17 protein-coding genes are annotated in these 17496 nt (G+C 64.8%); 13 read left to right on the top strand and 4 right to left on the bottom strand.

What is annotated here, in order from left to right:
• The first annotated feature begins 97 nt into the window (after window positions 1-97).
• The 7 genes from fdrA (at window position 98) to Q0030_RS32480 (ending at window position 8783) form a co-directional block, all read left to right on the top strand.
• Entirely contained in the window at window positions 98-1801 is a 1704-nt protein-coding gene (gene fdrA / locus Q0030_RS32510; RefSeq protein ID WP_298376656.1) for an acyl-CoA synthetase FdrA, read from the top strand.
• Complete coding sequence (locus tag Q0030_RS32505) at window positions 1801-3246, top strand: DUF1116 domain-containing protein (protein ID WP_298376654.1); 1446 nt, start codon at window positions 1801-1803, stop codon at window positions 3244-3246. Before fdrA ends, Q0030_RS32505 begins: the two co-directional genes overlap by 1 nt.
• A gap of 97 nt (window positions 3247-3343) precedes the next feature.
• Window positions 3344-4330, top strand: coding sequence for a BMP family protein (locus tag Q0030_RS32500; protein ID WP_298376652.1), 987 nt, complete (start codon window positions 3344-3346; stop codon window positions 4328-4330).
• A gap of 2 nt (window positions 4331-4332) precedes the next feature.
• Window positions 4333-5889: an ABC transporter ATP-binding protein gene (locus Q0030_RS32495; RefSeq protein WP_298376649.1), complete on the top strand. Its 1557-nt coding sequence runs from the start codon at window positions 4333-4335 to the stop codon at window positions 5887-5889.
• Between the two features lie 13 nt (window positions 5890-5902).
• Complete coding sequence (locus Q0030_RS32490; RefSeq protein ID WP_298376647.1) at window positions 5903-6991, top strand: ABC transporter permease; 1089 nt, start codon at window positions 5903-5905, stop codon at window positions 6989-6991.
• The gene (locus Q0030_RS32485) at window positions 6988-7911 is read left to right on the top strand and encodes an ABC transporter permease (RefSeq protein ID WP_298376644.1); all 924 of its coding nucleotides are present in this window, start codon (window positions 6988-6990) and stop codon (window positions 7909-7911) included. Before Q0030_RS32490 ends, Q0030_RS32485 begins: the two co-directional genes overlap by 4 nt.
• A gap of 44 nt (window positions 7912-7955) precedes the next feature.
• The gene (locus tag Q0030_RS32480; RefSeq protein ID WP_298376642.1) at window positions 7956-8783 is read left to right on the top strand and encodes a cysteine hydrolase family protein; all 828 of its coding nucleotides are present in this window, start codon (window positions 7956-7958) and stop codon (window positions 8781-8783) included.
• 41 nt (window positions 8784-8824) lie between these two features.
• Here the strand turns inward: Q0030_RS32480 and plsY are convergent, their stop codons facing one another.
• On the bottom strand, window positions 8825-9511 hold the full coding sequence (gene plsY / locus Q0030_RS32475; protein ID WP_298376640.1) for a glycerol-3-phosphate 1-O-acyltransferase PlsY: 687 nt from the start codon (window positions 9509-9511) through the stop codon (window positions 8825-8827).
• Between the two features lie 197 nt (window positions 9512-9708).
• On the opposite strand from plsY, the gene Q0030_RS32470 reads away from it, so the two are divergent.
• The 3 genes from Q0030_RS32470 (at window position 9709) to Q0030_RS32460 (ending at window position 11060) form a co-directional block, all read left to right on the top strand.
• A complete protein-coding gene (locus Q0030_RS32470) occupies window positions 9709-10224 on the top strand; it encodes a GNAT family protein (protein WP_298376637.1) in 516 nt (171 codons plus the stop codon).
• 107 nt (window positions 10225-10331) lie between these two features.
• Window positions 10332-10787 (top strand): cupin domain-containing protein, encoded by a 456-nt coding sequence (locus tag Q0030_RS32465; RefSeq protein ID WP_298376634.1) that lies wholly within the window; start codon window positions 10332-10334, stop codon window positions 10785-10787.
• A 90-nt stretch (window positions 10788-10877) separates the two neighbouring features.
• Window positions 10878-11060: a hypothetical protein gene (locus Q0030_RS32460; RefSeq protein ID WP_050420832.1), complete on the top strand. Its 183-nt coding sequence runs from the start codon at window positions 10878-10880 to the stop codon at window positions 11058-11060.
• Window positions 11061-11076: 16 nt separating this feature from the next.
• On the opposite strand, the gene Q0030_RS32455 is transcribed toward Q0030_RS32460, so the two are convergent.
• Together Q0030_RS32455 and Q0030_RS32450 are read right to left on the bottom strand one after the other, a co-directional pair.
• Window positions 11077-12012: a sugar kinase gene (locus Q0030_RS32455; protein ID WP_298376628.1), complete on the bottom strand. Its 936-nt coding sequence runs from the start codon at window positions 12010-12012 to the stop codon at window positions 11077-11079.
• Window positions 11996-13039: an SPFH domain-containing protein gene (locus Q0030_RS32450; RefSeq protein ID WP_298376625.1), complete on the bottom strand. Its 1044-nt coding sequence runs from the start codon at window positions 13037-13039 to the stop codon at window positions 11996-11998. The genes Q0030_RS32455 and Q0030_RS32450 overlap by 17 nt, the downstream gene beginning before the upstream one ends.
• Before the next feature lie 101 nt (window positions 13040-13140).
• On the opposite strand from Q0030_RS32450, the gene Q0030_RS32445 reads away from it, so the two are divergent.
• Window positions 13141-13869, top strand: coding sequence for an NUDIX domain-containing protein (locus Q0030_RS32445; RefSeq protein WP_298376623.1), 729 nt, complete (start codon window positions 13141-13143; stop codon window positions 13867-13869).
• A gap of 3 nt (window positions 13870-13872) precedes the next feature.
• On the opposite strand, the gene Q0030_RS32440 is transcribed toward Q0030_RS32445, so the two are convergent.
• Complete coding sequence (locus tag Q0030_RS32440; protein ID WP_298376620.1) at window positions 13873-14868, bottom strand: phosphotransferase; 996 nt, start codon at window positions 14866-14868, stop codon at window positions 13873-13875.
• A gap of 130 nt (window positions 14869-14998) precedes the next feature.
• Between Q0030_RS32440 and Q0030_RS32435 the strand changes: the two genes are divergently transcribed.
• Together Q0030_RS32435 and Q0030_RS32430 are read left to right on the top strand one after the other, a co-directional pair.
• Window positions 14999-15484 (top strand): copper chaperone PCu(A)C, encoded by a 486-nt coding sequence (locus tag Q0030_RS32435; RefSeq protein WP_298376617.1) that lies wholly within the window; start codon window positions 14999-15001, stop codon window positions 15482-15484.
• Between the two features lie 182 nt (window positions 15485-15666).
• The gene (locus Q0030_RS32430) at window positions 15667-17439 is read left to right on the top strand and encodes a PQQ-dependent dehydrogenase, methanol/ethanol family (RefSeq protein WP_298376614.1); all 1773 of its coding nucleotides are present in this window, start codon (window positions 15667-15669) and stop codon (window positions 17437-17439) included.
• Window positions 17440-17496 lie beyond the last annotated feature (57 nt).

The raw sequence follows: 17496 nt of genomic DNA, 5'->3' as shown, positions 1-17496 counted from the left end.
CCGCCCGCGCCAATCTGCATTCGAGTGTCGAGCAAGATGGCGGTCCGCTCTTGATGGCCGCAGTGGCGCCCGCGCTCACCGAGTTGAAGCAGTTGAGGTGCGTCGGCGCCTCATTCTGATCAGGCAATCGAGCTGGCCGCTGGCTCAAGCTCAAACACAAGACAAACAAGCAGCCTGCGGGATTCAAGGGAACGACAAGGCAATGGCCATTCAATCCAGCATAAGGGCGAACCTGTATAAGGATTCCGTGTCGTTGATGCGGATTTCGCAGGTCACGGTCGCGCGGACCGGCGTGCAGCGGGTCACGCTGCTGATGGGAACGCGCAGCAACAAGGAGTTCCTGCAGCAGGCCGGGCTAATGAGTCCGGCGCTCGAGAGCGCCAAGCCGGGCGATATCATGATCGTCGTGGCGGACGATGCGCCCGAAAAGCGCGTAGCCGCGGAGCGCGAGATCCACTCCCTGATCGCCGGCGAAGAACCGAAGGGCGGATCGACTGAAGCCGCGGCGGAAGCACCGCCGCGTTCAATCTCCGGCGGCGTCGCGATCGCCGATCATGCCGACCTCGCCTTGATCTCGGTGCCGGGCCCCTATGCCGCGGCAGAAGCCTTGAAGGCGCTGCGCCAGGGCCTGAACGTATTGCTGTTCAGCGACAACGTGCCGATCGAACAAGAGGTGGCCATCAAGCGCGTTGCGGCGCGGAAGGGCCTGCTGGTGATGGGACCGGATTGCGGCACGGCCATCATCAACGGCGTGCCGCTTGGATTTGCCAACGTCGTTCGGCGGGGTGTGATCGGGCTCGTCGGAGCGTCGGGCACCGGCCTGCAAGAGGTGATGTGCCAGATCCATCGTCATGGCCAGGGCATCTCGCAGGCGATCGGCACTGGCAGCCACGACGTTTCCAGCGAGGTCGGTGGCATCACGATGTTGCAGGGCCTGGAGCTGCTGGCCGCCGACGCGCAGACCAAAGTTGTCGCCATCGTCTCCAAGCCTCCTGCGCCAGATGTGCAGAAGCGGGTCATCGAGCGCGCTCGTGCGATCGGAAAGCCGGTGGTGATCTGCTTCCTCGGCGGCGAGCCGGCAGCATCCGCCGGCAATGTTCACCGCACGTCGTCGCTTGAGGAGACGGCGCGGCAGGTCATCGTGCTTGCGGGAGCGCGCCAACCCGGGGGTGACGAACAGTCCATCGAACAGTTCGCAACGAGGGTTTGTGCGTCGCTGGCACCCTCGCAGCGCTACCTGCGCGGTCTCTACTCCGGTGGTACGTTCTGCTCGGAAGCCCAGACCATTTGGCGGGCGGCGGGCATTCGTGCCCGGTCGAACGCGCCGCTTGCCGGCGCAGATCGTCTCGCCGACGTGGCAGAGAGCCACGGGCACACGGCGATCGATCTGGGCAGTGACGAATTCACGGTGGGACGTCCGCATCCGATGATCGACTACGGCGTGCGGATCGAACGGTTGCTGAAGGAGGCGGACGATCCGACCGTCGCCTGCATCGTTCTGGACGTCGTGCTTGGTTACGGCAGCCACCCCAATCCGGCAGAGATCCTGGCTCCGGCGATCCGCCGGGCGAAGGCCGCGGCGCGAGCGCAGGGGCGGGAGCTTCCCGTGGTCTGCTTCGTCTGCGGCACGGGTTCAGATCCGCAGCCCTATGAGACCCAGAAAGCCATGTTGGCGGACGCCGGCGCCGAGATTGTCGGCAGCAGCACGGGCGCAGCGCTTTCCGCGCAAGCTATCGCGAGCCGCGTGGCCGCGGACGACAACGCCACGGGGCGCCGCGCGATGCAAGGTGGAGAACGATGATGAACGCAGCCTCTTCCGCGCTCCAGAACAAGACATCGGTCATCAGCCTTGGCGCCTCCGGCCTCGATCGCGGTGTCGAGAGCAGCGGGGCCCTGCTGGTGCGTCTGCAGTGGCAGCCGGTCGGCGACGGAAGTCCCGAGGTCGCCTGGAGCCTCGCGCAACTGGTTGGCGACGCCGGTGATGCCGACTGCCTGGGGTCACGGATCGATCGCGCCAATGCGGAAGTGCTCGAGCGCATCCTGACCGCGCAGCCGGTATGGGTCGACGTCGCGGCGCACGCATCCGAGGTCTGGCCGGACATGGGCCGGACGCTGCTCCATGCCGGTCCGCCGATCGCCTGGAACCATATGTGCGGCCCGATGAAGGGGGCCGTCGTCGGCGCAATCCTTTACGAAAAATGGGCGACGACCCAGCAAGAAGCCGAGCAACTCGTCGCGGCAGGCGGCATCCGCTTCGCGCCGTGCCATGAATTCGGCGCGGTCGGGCCGATGACCGGGATCATCTCGCCCTCGATGCCGCTCTTCGTGGTGCTGAACCAGACCACCGGCAATCGCGCCTATGCGCCGATGATGGAATCCGGCGGCGCCAAGACATTGCGGTTCGGTGCCTTCGCGCCCGAGGTGATCGACGGCCTCAAGCTGATCGAGAATGTGCTGGCTCCATGCCTGAAGGCCGCCGTCGCCGGCATCGACGGCGGATTGCCGTTGAAGCCGCTGATGTCGCAGTCGCTGCACATGGGCGACGACGTCCATAATCGCAACACCGCTGCGACCTTGCTGCTGTATCGCGCCGTCACGGAATCGCTGCTCAAGTCCCCGATCTCGCGCGACATCGTCCACGAGACGCTGCGGACGATCGGGGCGGACGACATGTTCTTCCTCAGCCTGTCGATGGCGGCCTGCAAGGCGACCATGGATGCCGCGCACGGCGTGCCGTTCAGCAGCATCGTCACCGCAATGGCGCGCAACGGCGTGAATGTCGGCATCAGGGTCAGCGGACTGAAGGGGCAATGGTTCGTCGGTCCGGCCGACATCCCGGTCGGCCTGTTCCTGCCCGGCTTCAGCGAGGCCGATGCCAATCCCGACATCGGCGACAGCGCGATCACCGAGACCGCCGGGCTCGGTGCGTTCGCGATGGCCGCAGCTCCCGCGATGGTCCAGTTCGTCGGCGGCACGCCGCAGGACGCGCTGCGCTATTCGCGCGAGATGGCGCACGTCACGATCGGTCGCAATCCCGGCTTCACTCTGCCGATGCTCGACTTCATCGGAGCGCCGGTCGGCATCGACATCCGCAAGGTTGTGGACGAGAGCATGCGGCCGGTCATCAACACCGCAACGGCGCACAAGGAGCCGGGCATGGGGATCATCGGCGCCGGCGTCGTGCAGGCTCCGATGAAGTGCTTTGTCGACGCTGTCGGCGCGCTGGCGGCGATGACCGCGAGATGACGTTGCTGCGATCTTGAGAACGACGGCGCGGTCGCGCCGCCGACTGAAAAAATGCCGCAACAATGCGGCGACACCGGGAACGAACAGGAGGAAACACATGAACGGTACCCGTCGTGCATTTCTGCAAACAAGTCTGCTCTCGGCAGCCTTCATCGGTTCATCGGGCCGGCTCGCCTTCGCTGACGATGCGAAGCCGCTGCGCATCGGCATTCTCATTCCGGGGTCGCGGGCCGACCATGGCTGGATGGAGTCGGCCTATAACGGCATGAAGGCGGCCGAGCAGCGCCACGGCAAGAAGGTCGTGATCACGTCGATCGAGAACGTCAAGTTCGCCGACATGGAGCAGGCGCTCGTCACGCTCGCGACCAAGAACGACATGGTGATCGGCGCCGCGGGGCAGACCCAGGCATCGGTGCTCAAGGTCGCCAAGCGATTCCCGAAGGTGAAGTTTTCCATCGTCGGCCCGACCGGACAGCCGACCGAAAACGTCGCGCAGTACGACGTGCTGCAGGCCCAGATCGGCTTCATTGCCGGCGCGGTCGCCGCGATGATGTCGAAGAACGGGGCGGTGAGCTACGTCGGCGGTCTTGAAATTCCGGCCATCGTCAACACCGGAACGGAATTCGCGAACGGCGCCAAGTACGTCAAGCCGGATACCAAATGCTTCGTGACCTACACCGGCGACTTCGACGACGTCGCCAAGGCGAAGGAGGCGACCCTTGCCGCGATCGCGCAGGGGGCCGACGTCCACTACAACATCCTCAATCTCGGCGTGCGCGGAATGGAGCAGGCGGCGCGCGAGAAGGGCACCAGGATGATCGGGAGCTACACCAACTACTGCTCCGACAACAACCCGCTCTACATCGCCTACACGGTCAGCGGCATCGGCTTCATGGTCGAATACGCCATCGACCAGGCCGTCGCCGGAGCGTGGCACCCGGAGTACAAGCAGTTCGGCCTCGCTATGGGGCCGCGCTCGGCCGACATCGAGATCTGCGCCGGTGCGACGCCGGAGATCCAGGCCAAGATCAAGGAGCTCAAGGACGACCTGCTGTCGAACAAGATCAAAGTCAAGGTGGGCTGACCGTGGCTCTTCTCGAACTGTCTGGCTTGACCAAGCGCTTCGGGGCTTTCACCGCGCTCGACGACATATCGCTGCTGATCGAGCGCGGCGAGGTGCACTGCCTGCTTGGCGAGAACGGCGCCGGCAAATCGACATTGTGCAACCTGGTGTTCGGGGTGCACCGGCCGGATGCCGGCACGATGACGCTGGGCGGCGAGCCGTTCGATCCGCGCGGCCCGGCGGAAGCGCTGCAGCGCGGCGTCGTGATGGTGCATCAGCATTTCAGCCTGGTGCCCAACATGAGCGTGGCCGAGAACCTGATGCTCGGTCGCGCCAGCGCGGTGCTGAAGCCGCAGGACATCATCGTGCGGATGGAGCAGCTCGCCGCCGAATACGGCCTCGAAATCGACCCCGAGGCGCGGATCGATGCGCTGTCGGTCGGCGAGCGGCAGCGGGTCGAGATCATCAAATGCCTGCTCGGCGATCCGCAACTGCTCGTGCTCGACGAGCCGACGGCCGTGCTGCAGCCGGATGAGATCGACGCGCTGCTGGCGATCTGCCGCCAGGTGGCGCTGCGCGGAAAGTCCGTGATCCTGGTGACGCACAAGCTCGGCGAAATCAGCCGGGTGGCCGATCGCACCACGGTGCTGCGGCAGGGCCGGATCATCGAGACCGTCACGATGGAGGGCGCCGACATCCGGTCGCTGGTGCGCTCGATGGTCGGCCGCGACGTCCAGTCGGCAGGCTCGGTGCTCGCTGCGGCGGTCGACATCGAAGGCAAGACGCCGGCGAAACCCACCTCGGACGCAGCGGGCCCGGTGTCGCCGGGCGAGGCGGTGCTGCAGATCTCGGACCTCGTGTATCGCGACCCGCATGGCGTGCCGCGGCTCGACGGCCTGAGCCTCACGGTCGGGACCGGCGAGATCGTCGGGATCGCGGGCGTCGAGGGCAACGGCCAGACCGAGCTCGGACTGATCCTGGCCGGTCTCGCCTCGCCAAGCGCCGGCGCGATCGTCGTCGGCGGGACACAGGTCGGCGGCTGCACGCCGCAGGAGATCACCGATGCGGGCGTCGGCATCGTTCCCGAGGATCGCCATGCGGTGGCCTGCATCAGGGAATTGTCGGTTGCCGAGAACCTGTTTCTCGGCGCGATCGGAAAATTCAGCCGTTTCGGCCTGCTCGATAAGTCGGCGCGCCGCAAGGCGGCGGAGGCGATGATGCGCGACTTCGACGTGCGGGCGAGCAGCCCCGATGTTTCGATGGCGAGCCTCTCGGGCGGCAACCAACAGAAGGCGGTGCTTGCACGCGAGCTCTCGCTCGATCCGCTGGTGTTCCTGCTCGCGGCGCAGCCGACGCGCGGCCTCGACGTCGGCGCGATCGAGGCGGTCTACAATCGCATTCGTGCCGCGCGCGATGACGGCCTCGGGGTGCTTTTGATCTCCAGCGAGCTCGAGGAGCTGATGGCGGTGTCGGACCGGATCGCGGTGATCTACCGAGGAAGGCTGGTTGGCGAGCTCGCCGCCGGGTCGTTCAGCCGCGAGGCGATCGGAGCGATGATGTCGGGGCATGCGCATGTCTAGGTTGGCCATGGTTATGAAAAATCCGAAGCTCGCGCGGGTCGCAAAGGGCGCGAGGCTCGAGCTTGTGCCGTTGCAGGTTCTGGTTCCGGTGATATCGACCCTTATCGCGCTCGGGATCGGCCTGCTCATCATCGCCGCCACGGGTGCGTCCGTCCTCGAGGCGATCGAAGCCTTCTGGGACGGCATGGCCGGAAGCGATTTCAACATCGGTGCCTCGATCAATCGCGCCATCAGCCTCGCGCTGGTCGGTCTCGGCTTCATCTTCGCCAGCCGTGCCAACCTGACCAATGTGGGCGGCGAGGGGCAGATCGCGATGGGCGGCATGTTCGCGACGGCAGCGGCCCTGCATGGCGCCGGCGACCTGCCCTTGGGACTGGCGTTCATCGTGCCGCTCGCCGTCGGGACCATCGCCGGAGCCGTCTGGGGCGGCCTCGCGGGCTTCCTCAAGGCTGCGCGCGGCACCAACGAGGTCATCAGCACATTGCTGCTCAGCTTCATTGCGCTGCCGCTGGTGTACTGGTCCGTCGAGTCCTTTCACCTGCTGCGCAAGCCGATCAGCGACGTGTCGTCGCTGCCGGAATCGGCGGAGATTCCTGACACGACCAAGCTGCCGCTGCTGTTCCCCGACAATGGATCTCCGCTCCATATCGGTCTGCTGATCGCGGCGATCGCGGTCGTCGTGGTGTGGCTGGTGCTCAAGCACAGCACGCTCGGTCTGCGACTGCGTGCCGTCGGCTTGAATGCGACGGCCTCCCGCCGTGCGGGCATGCGGACGAGCTTCTACGTTATCCTGGCCATGACGGTCTCCGGCGGCCTGGGCGGTCTCGGCGGCGCGATCATGATTCTCGGCCAGCAGTTCTATCTGACGAGCGATTTCTCGTCCGGTTACGGATTTGACGGCCTGGTAGTCGGTCTGCTGTCGCGCGGCTCGGCCACCGGCGTGGTGATCGGCGCGTTGCTGTTCGGATTCCTGCGATCGGGATCCATCAACATGGAAATCTCGGCGCACGTCCCGTCCGCGGTCGTTCTGATCTGCCAGGGCCTGATCGTCATTGTCATTGCAGGCTCCGCAATCCTCACCAACCGAAAGGTGACCCGATGATTGACGAACAAATGGCCGTGTTCATCGGTTCCGGGCTTCGTCTCGCGGTTCCGATCATCTTCGCCGCAACCGGCGAGATGCTGAGCGAGCGCGCCGGCGTGCTCAATCTCAGCCTCGATGGCATGATGCTGATGTCGGCCTTCACGGCGGCACTGGCATCGTGGGCGACCGGCTCGCCGCTTCTCGGCGTGGCGGCCGGCGTATTGGTCGCGATGGCGGTTGCCGCGGTCCAGGCCGTGTTGAGCGTGACATTACGCGCAAATCAATTGGTGGTGGGGATCGGGTTCAACATCCTGGCGCTGGGAACAACCACGTTTCTCTACCGTGAGATCTTCGGGCCGCTGTCGCGCGATCCGATTCCCGGCTTCGCGCAGCTCAATCTGCCTTGGCTCGCTCAGATCCCGGTGATCGGGCCGGCGTTGGCGAACCAGACCGGCCTTGCCTATGTCAGCATCCTAATGGTCGTCGTGACGTGGCTGATCCTGAAGTACACGTCGTTCGGACTGGCGGTGCGGGCGGTCGGCGAGGACCCGCGCGCCGCGGACAAGGCCGGCATCAGCGTGGCCAGGACGCGCTATCTCGGCGTGCTCTACGCCGGCATCCTGGCCGGCCTCGGCGGCGCGTTCATGTCGGTCGCGGACAGCAATACGTTCACCGAGAACATGACCAAGGGAGCAGGCTACCTCGCGATCACGGCCGTGATCTTCGGCGGCTGGAACCCCTGGTACACGCTGGCGGCGTGCCTGCTGTTCGGCTTTGCGACCGCGCTGCAATTCCTGGTGCCGGCGCTGCAGCTCGATGTGCCGGTCGCGCTGCTGTTGCTGCTGCCATATCTGCTGGCGCTGGTCGCCATCGCGGGCTTCGTCGGAAAGAGCAGGCAGCCCTCGGCCCTGACGATTCCGTTCGAACGCGGCGGCTGATCGCAACAGACTTCAAGAAAACATAGGCAAGGGAGGAAAGTCCGATGACGAGTTCCACTTTAGCAAAGGCCGCGGAATCTACCGCGCCCAGCACCGCCAATCCTCTTGGGTCTGCTCCCGGCTACAAATGGCTGGTCGACGACACCAACGTCAACATGGCGATGGCGCCGCCGCCGCCCAGGGCGGTCACGATCGACGCGCAGCCCCAAACGGTGACGGTCGATCTGCATCGCACCGCTCTCATCGTCGTCGACATGCAGAACGACTTCTGCGCGAAGGGGGGATGGGTCGACCATCTCGGCCTCGACCACACGCCGGATCGGGCGCCGATCGAGCCGCTGCAGAAACTTCTCCCGGTGTTGCGGAAGGCGGGCGTGCACGTCATCTGGCTGAACTGGGGCAATCGGCCCGATCTGAAGAACATGGCGCCGAACCAGCTCCATCTCTACAAGCCGAAGGGCGTCGGCATCGGCCTTGGCGAGCCGTTGCCGGGCAGTGGCGCGCGCGTGCTGCAGAAGGACAGCTGGGCCGCGGCCGTTGTCGATGAATTGAAGCAGGAGCCCGAGGACATTCACGTCGACAAATACCGGATCAGCGGCTTCTGGGACACGCCGCTGGACAGCATTCTGCGCAATCTCGGAACCAAGACGATCCTGTTTGCCGGCGTCAACACCGATCAATGCGTGCTGCATTCGCTCACCGACGCGAACTTCCTGGGCTACGGTTGCCTTCTGGTCGAAGACTGCTGCGCAACGACCTCGCCGGGCTACTGCGTTGAAGCAACCCTGTTCAACGTCAAGAAATGCTTCGGCTTTGTGACGCATTCGTCAAACGTCATCGAGGCGATTTCAGGGGCACACCCAACGGCGTGAGCACGATGCTTGCGACGTCGGTCGCATATAGATCGCACACGTTAGCCTTGTGAAGCGGCTTTCGATTCGTGAGCACTTGATCCCACGCGCGGCTCGGTCCCGGCCAGCAGCCGCTGGATGTTGGCACGATGGCGCGCGATCACATAAAGGCCGCCTGCAATGACCAGCAGCCGATAGGGCATCGGCTGCTCCATGGTGCAGACCAGTGCGATCGCAGTGAGCGCCGCCAGCATCGAACCAAGCGACACCATCCGTGAAACAGCCAGCACAACGCCAAAGGCTGCGGCAGCGCCTAAGCCGACCGGCCAGGACAGCGCCAGCAACACGCCGAGCCCTGCTGCGGCGGATTTGCCGCCGGTAAAATTCAGCCAGATCGAGCGGCTGTGCCCCAACAATACGGCAAGTCCGGCCAGGCAGACCGCCCAAGGCAGCAAGGTTTGCAGATCGATCGCTGTCGGTGGCGTGACCGACGGTAATGTCCCGAGCCAGGGATAAAACCAGCGGGCAAACGCGATCGCCGCCGCGCCCTTCAGCACGTCGACCAAGAGGACCGCCAACGCGGGCCACTTGCCCAGGGTTCGCAAGACGTTTGTCGCCCCGGTGGACCTGGAGCCGTGCTCCCGGATGTCGATACCCCTCAGCAGTTTCCCGGCCAGATAGCCCGCAGGTATCGAGCCGAAAAGATAAGCGGTCGCCAATCCAGCCGTACTCGCGATCCAAAAAACCACAGGCTTCTCCCCGATGCGCCAGTTTCAGCCAAGCGTCATCTGAAGTCTAGCTCTGTGCGACGGCCGATATCGTGGATACCAGGGGCGACTCCCTTACCCGCTCCATTCCGCTTTGGAATAGGCTGGCGGCGCGATAGATATTGCGATCGACATGCCGATCGATCGGCCATGCTGCGGCGACGGAGACAGGACACGGAATGACGACGCAATCAATCGAGATTCGCCGCCTCCTGCCTGCGGACGCTGCGCTTTATCGCGACGTCCGTCTCGAGGCGCTGCGCTTGAGCCCCGAAGCGTTCGGCAGCGCGTATGAGACGGAGAGTGTTCATCCGGTCGGCTGGTTCGCCGAGAGGCTCGCGCACGGGGCGGTGATACTTGGTGCGTTTCGGGGCGGTGAACTCGCCGGCATTGTCGGCTTCGTTCGCGAAGTCGGGCCGAAACGGCAGCATAAGGGCATGCTGGTCGGGATGTATGTGCGGCAGGCGGCGCGGGGCGCCGGAGTCGGCCGTCTCCTGATCGAAGCCGCGCTCGCGCTCGCCGCACAATCGGTCGAGCTGGTGCAGCTCGTCGTGGTGAAGGGCAACGAGCCTGCCTGCCGGCTCTACCGGCGCGCGGGGTTTGTCGAGTACGGGCTGGAGAAGCACGCCCTGAAGATCGACGGCCGCTACTACGACGACATCCTGATGGCAAAGGACCTGGTCGGGCGCGCCTGACGTCGCACAGGGTCGAGCGTCACAATTCCGGCGGCCCGTTGCGATAGCCGCACGTCCACGCTTAACGTCACGCATTCGTTTGCTGTCATCGCCCCGGGGACGCTGCCATGCCGAAGATCGATCTGACAACAGTGCCGGAACGCAAGGGGAGCGGCTATCCGGCCGAATTCGCCGCACCGTGCGCGGAACGAATCCGGCGTCGTCTCGGCGACGCCGGCGGGCTCGCCGATTTCGGCGTCAATCTGATGCGGCTGCCGCCGGGCAACTGGTCGAGCCAGCGCCATTGGCATTCGGACGAGGACGAGTTCGTCTATGTGCTTGCGGGCGAGGTGGTGCTGATTGAGGACGGCGGCGAGACGGTGCTGCGTGCCGGCGATTGCGCGGCCTTCCCGAAAAATTCCGGCAACGGGCACCACATGATCAACCGGTCGCAGATGACGGCGACCTATCTCGAGGTCGGCTCGCGCTCGCGTGCCGACGTCATCACCTGTTCCGACATCGACATGATGAGCCCGAGCTCCGACGGCCGCTTCCTGCACAAGGACGGCCGGCCGTACGAATAGCTCCTGGTCCGCAGGCTAGCGAAAAATCCGGCGTTGCGGATTGGCCGGCGAAGGACCAATCTTCCGGAGAGGGAGCTTTGGTCGCGTGCCATGACGGAATGGTATTTCATCTGGATTGACGGTCCGCGCGGACCCGAGCCGCAGAAATGGTCGTCGGACGCGCTGTGGGGCCAGCTTGCGCGCCAGGACATCATCGTCCGCTTTCCCTTGAGCGATCGCGAAGCCGGGTTGTCGCTCGACCAGCTGGCGCGGTTGCACCCGGTGCCGCAGTGAGCTGCGCGCGGCGGCCTCACACCACCAGCCGTCCTTCGCGCTCCGCGACCGTGATCTGGGCTTCCGTTCCCGAGTTGAAGTCGAGCCGGTCAGCCTCGATGCCGTCGCTGAAGATGACGCCGTTCTCGGGCATCAGCGAACGGACGCTGAGGCGCTCGGCGCGTTCGAGGCTGCCGCAGACGAGCGTGACCTGCGAGGTGCGGCTAGGAAACGGCTCGCGCACCGCAAAGCGCAGCGCGCCGGCGTCCCAGGCCTGCGGCAGGTAAGGCGGGCTGCCGGCGCCACCGCCGAAGCTGCCTGCGATCGCGAGCGAACCGGTGACGATGCTCTTGAACCAGGCGGTCGAGCCGAGACCGGTCGCGACAATCAGGCCGCTCGAGGACTGACGCTCCTTCTGGTCGGCGAGAGCGATCTCGTAGACGGCTGATGTATGCGTGCGCGCGCCGATGAAGAGGTCGTTGACGGCGTACAGCATCTGGCCGTCCGTGAGCGCGGCCTTGGCCATCGTCACCGCCTTGTGGCCGCGTCTGTCGCCTGCGACCTCGCGCAGCAGGGCAGGGAGATCGCGCGACACGAACGGCAGCAGGATGCCGTCATAGCGCCTGGCATCCGGATTGAGTCCGATCAGCGGATGACCGTCGAGATATTTCATCGTGTTGGCGACGAGGCCGTCCTGGCCGAGCGCCACCACGATGTCGGAGGGGCCGAAGATGAAGTTCGGCAGAAAGGCCCGGTCGATGATCTGGTAGCGGCCCCATTGCTCCAGCGCCTGCACGGTGACATGGCGCTCGGCATGGTAGACATCGTGCTCGCGCTGGTAGTCGGAGAAGTCGGCGCCGAGATGCTCGACATAGAAGCGTGCCTGCGCCGCTGTCAGGTATTTTGCGATCAGCTCCTCGAGCCGCGTCTTGCGGGTGACGAGGACGATCTTGCGGTCATTGTCGGCGGGCACGGGGAGCCTCCACCACGGGCTTGTCCAGCAGCGTGTTGAGCAGATCGGGCGAGACGTTGAGCTGGCCGATCTTCTCGGCCTTCTCGGCGATGCCGCTGAAGGCCTGCGCGATCAGCTGTCCCGGCTGCATGCCGGCTGCGGCCAGCGCCTGGATCACGCGGGTGTCGACGCCCTCGAAGATCTTCATCAGCGCGCCGACCCGATAGGCCTCGACATCCGCCAGCGTGCGGGTGTTCTCGGCGTTGAGGCCGACGAAATCCTTGCGCTTGCTCTCCAGAGTGATGTCGGCGACCATGCCGGCCTCGCGCAGCTCGGCCTGCTTGGCCGCAACGCTCGCTTCGGCGTCCATCTGGGTCTCCCGGATCGAGCGCTTCTTCTGTTCGACCGCGATCTCGGTGTCGAGCTCACTCTCGCGGATAGCGCGTTCCTGCTCCACGGCGAAGTTGCGCCGCGCGAAGATCGCCTCGTCCGCGCTCTTGAGGATCGCCTCGCGCGCCTCGGCCTCCAGCGCCTTGGCGGTGTCCGGCGTTGGCTTCACGCCGCGGATCGAGACGCCGAGGATTTCGAGCCCGAGGGCGGCGATATCGGCGCGGGTGCGCAGTCCGCCTTCGATCAGGCCGGCAATGCGATCGGCCGCCTGCAGCGCGTCCTTCAGGGTCAGTTCCTTCACCGCCTGCTGCGCCAGCACCTCGACGGTCGCGAGAATCCGCTGCGGCAGCTGCTCCGGGTCGTCGGACTCGTAGGTCTTGCCGTCGGCCTTGAGGGTGAAGTTGAGCATCGCGGCGGCCTTCTGCGGCTCGCTGATCCGGTAGGTGACATGGCCCTGAATGGTCAGCGCCTGGAAGTCGCGTGCGATCTGCTGGAAGATGAAGGCGGCGTCGCGGCTGCCGATCGGCACCGCGACCAACGAGGTGACCGGGCCATAATAGAAGCCGGACAGGCCGGCGCCCTGTTGGGTCACCGCGCCGCGGCGGTACTTCATGAGATAGGTGGTCGGCTGGGCCTTGATGAAGCGGAGACCGAACATGGCGTGCACTCCTGAGTAAGTGTGTCTAGGCAACTAAGTTAGTTGTACTGTACAACTAAGTATGCTATTGTCAAGGCCAGCAGCGAAAAGGTTCACGCCGCATGGCAGAGGGGCAGGACAGCATGGCGGGCACGCCGGAACTCGACTTTCCGAGGCCGCTGACGACGGTCGACGTCGTCATTTTCGCCATACGGTCAGACGCGCTTCAGGTTCTGCTGGTTCAACGCCCAAAAGCGGAAACCGAACCGTTTCCAGGGTCTTGGGCCTTGCCCGGCGGCTTCGTCGATATCGCCGGCGATCGCGACCTCGAAGCCTGCGCGGCGCGCAAGCTGAAGGACAAGACCGGCGTGGTCAGTCCGTATTTGGAGCAGCTCGGCAGCTGGGGCAGCGCGTCAAGGGATCCGCGTGGTTGGTCTGCGACGCATGCCTACTTCGCATTGCTGCCGGAGCACGCCGCGAGCGGCGCGCTGGCCGCGGACGCGCAATGGTTCGCGGTCGAGGGAGAGAAGGTGAGGCCGAAGCTTGCCTTCGACCACGCCGAGATCCTGCAGGCGGCGGTGCAGCGTTTGCGCAGCAAGGTCGAGTACACCTCGCTGCCCGCCTATCTGATGCCGCTGGAATTCACGCTGCCGGAATTGCAGCGGACCTACGAGATCGTGCTCGACCGCCCGCTGGAGAAGAGCGCCTTCCGCACCCGCATGCTCGCCGCTGACTTGATCGAACCGGTCGCGAAGATGCGCAAGGGGCCGAACCGGCCGGCGCAGCTCTACCGGTTGAAGAAGGCCAGAGCGCCGGTGTTCTTTGCGCGGACGTTCAATCCGCCGGGCTGACCGTTAAACCGAAAGATCGAAGCCGGGTGTCGCGACGTCGGTCAGGAACGAGGCCAGGAACATCTTGCCGAACACGTGCTTGGCCGCCGGCGTGTCGATCCTGAGCCGGCCGGCGCTTGTGGCTGCTGCGAGCTCGGCAAGCGTCGGCGCCGCGATGCGCATGTCGGGTGCGGCGCGCGGCGCTGTCGCGGATGCGCTGAACAGCACGCCGGCGTAGTAAAGGCGGGTAAGGGCGCGAACCAATCGGAGCCGGTCGCGCAGCGCCTCGTCGAGCGGGCGGCCGAGCCAGGCGCGATGCAAAATCTCCTCCAGCTCCGGCGTTCGCGCGAAGCTGTCGCCGACAACAGCGAGATCGACCAGCGGATCGGTGCGATAGGCGGATTCCCAGTCGATCAGCCAGAGCCTGTTGCCGTCGAACAGGATGTTGGCGGGAAGCGAGTCGTTGTGGCTCGAGACCGAGTTCGCCTCATCCCAGATATAGGCCGCGCGGATGCGCTCGAGATGGTCGTTGCACCGGTCTAGCACGCCGGGCGCAAACAGGCCGGTGCGGCAGACATGGGCCCAGAGGCGCGCGACGATGTCGGGATAGCGCACGAAAGCCGGAAAGGTCGGCGTCGCCTGCAACCGCGCCAGCAATTCGCCGAGCGCCTTTGTCAACGCCGGCAGGCCGCCGGGATAGCGATCGAGCGGCTGCCGTTGCACAAAATCCATCACCGCGACGCGCGACGCTTCGTCGACATAATAGAGTCGTGGCGCGATGCCGGCCTCGGCCGCGATGCGCAGCGAAACGTACTGATGCGGATTGCGCAGCGGGGTGGGCACGCCTTCGATCCGTAGCAAATAATTCTTGCCGCCTGCATCGATCCGAAACAATCGCGCCGACGTGGCGCCGCCTGAGATCGGCGTCACGGCGTCGGCCGTTGTCCTGCCGATCACCTCACGCAACGCAGCATGCGCTGCGTCACGCTCTGCCGGCTGAAGTGTATCGAGGTCGCTCATGCACAAAAAGTTAGCATGACGGCCATGCGTGCCGAAATCGCATTGATGTTGGGTTCCCTATCTTCAATTGCTGGTCGCGCGCGACGAAGCATGAAACAATGCCGCAAAAATCACGTCGGGAGAAAACTTGATGTCGTTCGAGCGGGGGTTGCATTGCGCCGTTGCGTGCAGGACCGTCAAGCGCAGATCGTGGATCGCGTTGCCATTATTCTGCCTGATCAGCACGTTCGGAGTGATGCACAACGCCGTCGCGAACGAATCCCTGGAGATTGTGGATGCGCGTGTACCGGCGGCCGACAAAGCGGGCGGGGACCTTCCCTTGACGATGACGATCAAGAACGAGGCCGACAGCGCCGATGCGCTGCTCCGTGTGCGCTGCCCGGTCGCGAATTTTTCCGAGCGCCACATCGTCGATCGCGGCGAAGGCGCCCCCGCCATGCGCTCGATATCCAATATACCAGTCCCGGCCAAGACAACGCTCGAACTGAAGCGCGACGGTTATCACGTCATGCTGCTGCAGTTGCGTCAGGCGGTCGCGCCGGGCGAGACCTTCAAGTGCGCGGTCGTTTTTCAGAAAGCAGGCACCATCGAGACGGAGGTACAGGTCCAGAAGTGACCCAAGACAAGTGAAGACAAGTGAAGACAAGTGAAGACAAGTGAAGACAAGTGAAGACAAGTGACTAGGAAGGCGGCGGGCGGCACAGCCGATCGCCGGGACTCAAGGCTTCTCGCGCGATCGCCCGTATGTGACGGGCGGCTCGATCAATGAAGAATGCTAGATCCGGAGGAAATGAACTCATGACAAGGTTGAATTGGGTTAAATCGCACATGCTTGCGGCGGCAGTAGCATCCGCAGCGACCTTCGCGGGCTCTTTCGCGCTCGCCGACGATGTCAACCAGGATCGCCTGCTCAATGCTGACAAGGAAGCAGGCAACTGGCTGCACCATCACAAGAACTATTCGGCGACCCGCTTCTCGTCGCTGGCGGATATCAACAAGGACAACGTCAAGAACCTGAAGGTCGCCTGGACCATGCATCTCGGCGGCGTCGAGGGCGGCGGAATCTGGGGGCACGGCGGCCTGGAGGGAACTCCGATCGTCGAGAACGGATTCATGTACGTCACCGACGGCTGGGGCTCGGTCTACAAGATCGACGCGCACGGCGGCAAAGGCGTGCTGCTCTGGAAGATGGATCCCAAGACCGACCACGACTGGGCCGGCGCAGTCGCCTGCTGCGGCGTCGACAACCGCGGCGTCGCGCTGTGGGACAACCTCGTGATCTCGCACACGCTCGACGGCCGCCTGATCGCGACCAACAAGGAGACCGGGCAGGTCGCCTGGCAGCGTCAGGTCGCCGATCCCGACAAGGGTGAGGTGATCACCGGCGCGCCACTGATCGTCAAGGGCATGGCGATCACGGGCGTCGCTGGCGCCGAATACGGCATTCGCGGCTGGATCGCCGCGACCGACCTGAAGAGCCAGAAGGAAGTGTGGCGTACCCACACCATCCCGGGCAAGGACGAACCCGGTTCCGAGACCTGGAAGGACGACAAGAACGCCAAGGCGAGCGGCGGCGGATCGACCTGGGTCACCGGTAGCTACGACCCGTCGACCAACACCATCGTCTGGGGCGTCGGCAATCCCGGACCGGACTGGGACAACGAATACCGGCCCGGCGACAACCTCTACACCGACTCGTCGCTCGGTCTCGATGCCGACACCGGCAAGATCAAGTGGCACTACCAGCATACGCCGAACGATCCCTACGACTATGACAGCGTGGCGGAGAACGTGCTGGTCGACGTCCCCGGCCCCAACAACACGACGCTGAAGCTCGCGCTTGAGGCCGACCGCAACGGCTTTGCCTATGCGGTCGATCGCAACAGCGGCAAGTTCATCTGGGGTCTGCCCTTCGTCAAGAAGGTGACCTGGACCAAGGGGCTCGATCCCGAGTCCGGCAAGCCGGTGGAGTATGATCCGAAGCAGGGTGTGCAGAAGTACAACGCGTCGGTGACGCCGAGCCGCACCAACAAGGAGACGGACATCTGCCCCGGCAACATGGGCGGAAAGAACTGGCCGCCGACCGCGTATAATCCGAACCTGAAGCTCTGGTACATTCCGGTGATCGAGAGCTGCAACCACATCAAGGTCGAGGAGATGACGCCGGACAAGGTGAAGGCGCGCGAGTTCTTCACCGGCGGCGGGCCGAGCCAGAACGTCAAGATCACCGGCAGCGTGACCGCGATCGACGTCACCACCGGCAAGGTGGCAGGGAAGGCGGAGACGCAATTCCCGAACCTCGGCGGCATCCTGGCGACGCCCGACCTCGTGTTCTCTGGACAGCCGTCCGGCGAGGTGATCGCCTATGACGCGAAGTCGCTGCAGCAGCTCTGGCAGTTCAACACCGGCGGTGGCGTCAATGCGCCTCCGATGACGTTCTCGGTGGACGGCAAGCAGTATGTCGCGATCCTGGTCGGCCTCGGCGGTGCCTGGGACAAGTGGTTCATCGATGCCACGCCCGAGCTGAAGCGGATGCAGCCGGGCTCGATGCTCTACGTGTTCGCCCTTTGATGTCGTAGGCGCGGGAGGCTTCGGTAAGAGGCCTCCCGCGTCGATCTGGCCAAGAGA

The sequence above is a fragment of the uncultured Bradyrhizobium sp. genome, assembly GCF_947648125.1.
Taxonomy (GTDB): domain Bacteria; phylum Pseudomonadota; class Alphaproteobacteria; order Rhizobiales; family Xanthobacteraceae; genus Bradyrhizobium.
This window is presented reverse-complemented; position numbering and strand designations above follow the sequence as displayed.

Bases quoted from the DNA above. Each gene is read 5' to 3' on its own strand.
- Q0030_RS32460 (WP_050420832.1), top strand. From the start codon at position 10,878: ATGACGGAATGGTATTTCATCTGGATTGACGGTCCGCGCGGACCCGAG.
- Q0030_RS32500 (WP_298376652.1), top strand. From the start codon at position 3,344: ATGAACGGTACCCGTCGTGCATTTCTGCAAACAAGTCTGCTCTCGGCA.
- Q0030_RS32430 (WP_298376614.1), top strand. From the start codon at position 15,667: ATGACAAGGTTGAATTGGGTTAAATCGCACATGCTTGCGGCGGCAGTA.
- Q0030_RS32490 (WP_298376647.1), top strand. From the start codon at position 5,903: ATGAAAAATCCGAAGCTCGCGCGGGTCGCAAAGGGCGCGAGGCTCGAG.
- Q0030_RS32485 (WP_298376644.1), top strand. From the start codon at position 6,988: ATGATTGACGAACAAATGGCCGTGTTCATCGGTTCCGGGCTTCGTCTC.
- Q0030_RS32440 (WP_298376620.1), bottom strand. From the start codon at position 14,868: ATGAGCGACCTCGATACACTTCAGCCGGCAGAGCGTGACGCAGCGCAT.
- Q0030_RS32505 (WP_298376654.1), top strand. From the start codon at position 1,801: ATGAACGCAGCCTCTTCCGCGCTCCAGAACAAGACATCGGTCATCAGC.
- Q0030_RS32480 (WP_298376642.1), top strand. From the start codon at position 7,956: ATGACGAGTTCCACTTTAGCAAAGGCCGCGGAATCTACCGCGCCCAGC.
- Q0030_RS32450 (WP_298376625.1), bottom strand. From the start codon at position 13,039: ATGTTCGGTCTCCGCTTCATCAAGGCCCAGCCGACCACCTATCTCATG.
- Q0030_RS32465 (WP_298376634.1), top strand. From the start codon at position 10,332: ATGCCGAAGATCGATCTGACAACAGTGCCGGAACGCAAGGGGAGCGGC.
- Q0030_RS32470 (WP_298376637.1), top strand. From the start codon at position 9,709: ATGACGACGCAATCAATCGAGATTCGCCGCCTCCTGCCTGCGGACGCT.
- Q0030_RS32435 (WP_298376617.1), top strand. From the start codon at position 14,999: ATGTCGTTCGAGCGGGGGTTGCATTGCGCCGTTGCGTGCAGGACCGTC.
- Q0030_RS32445 (WP_298376623.1), top strand. From the start codon at position 13,141: ATGGCAGAGGGGCAGGACAGCATGGCGGGCACGCCGGAACTCGACTTT.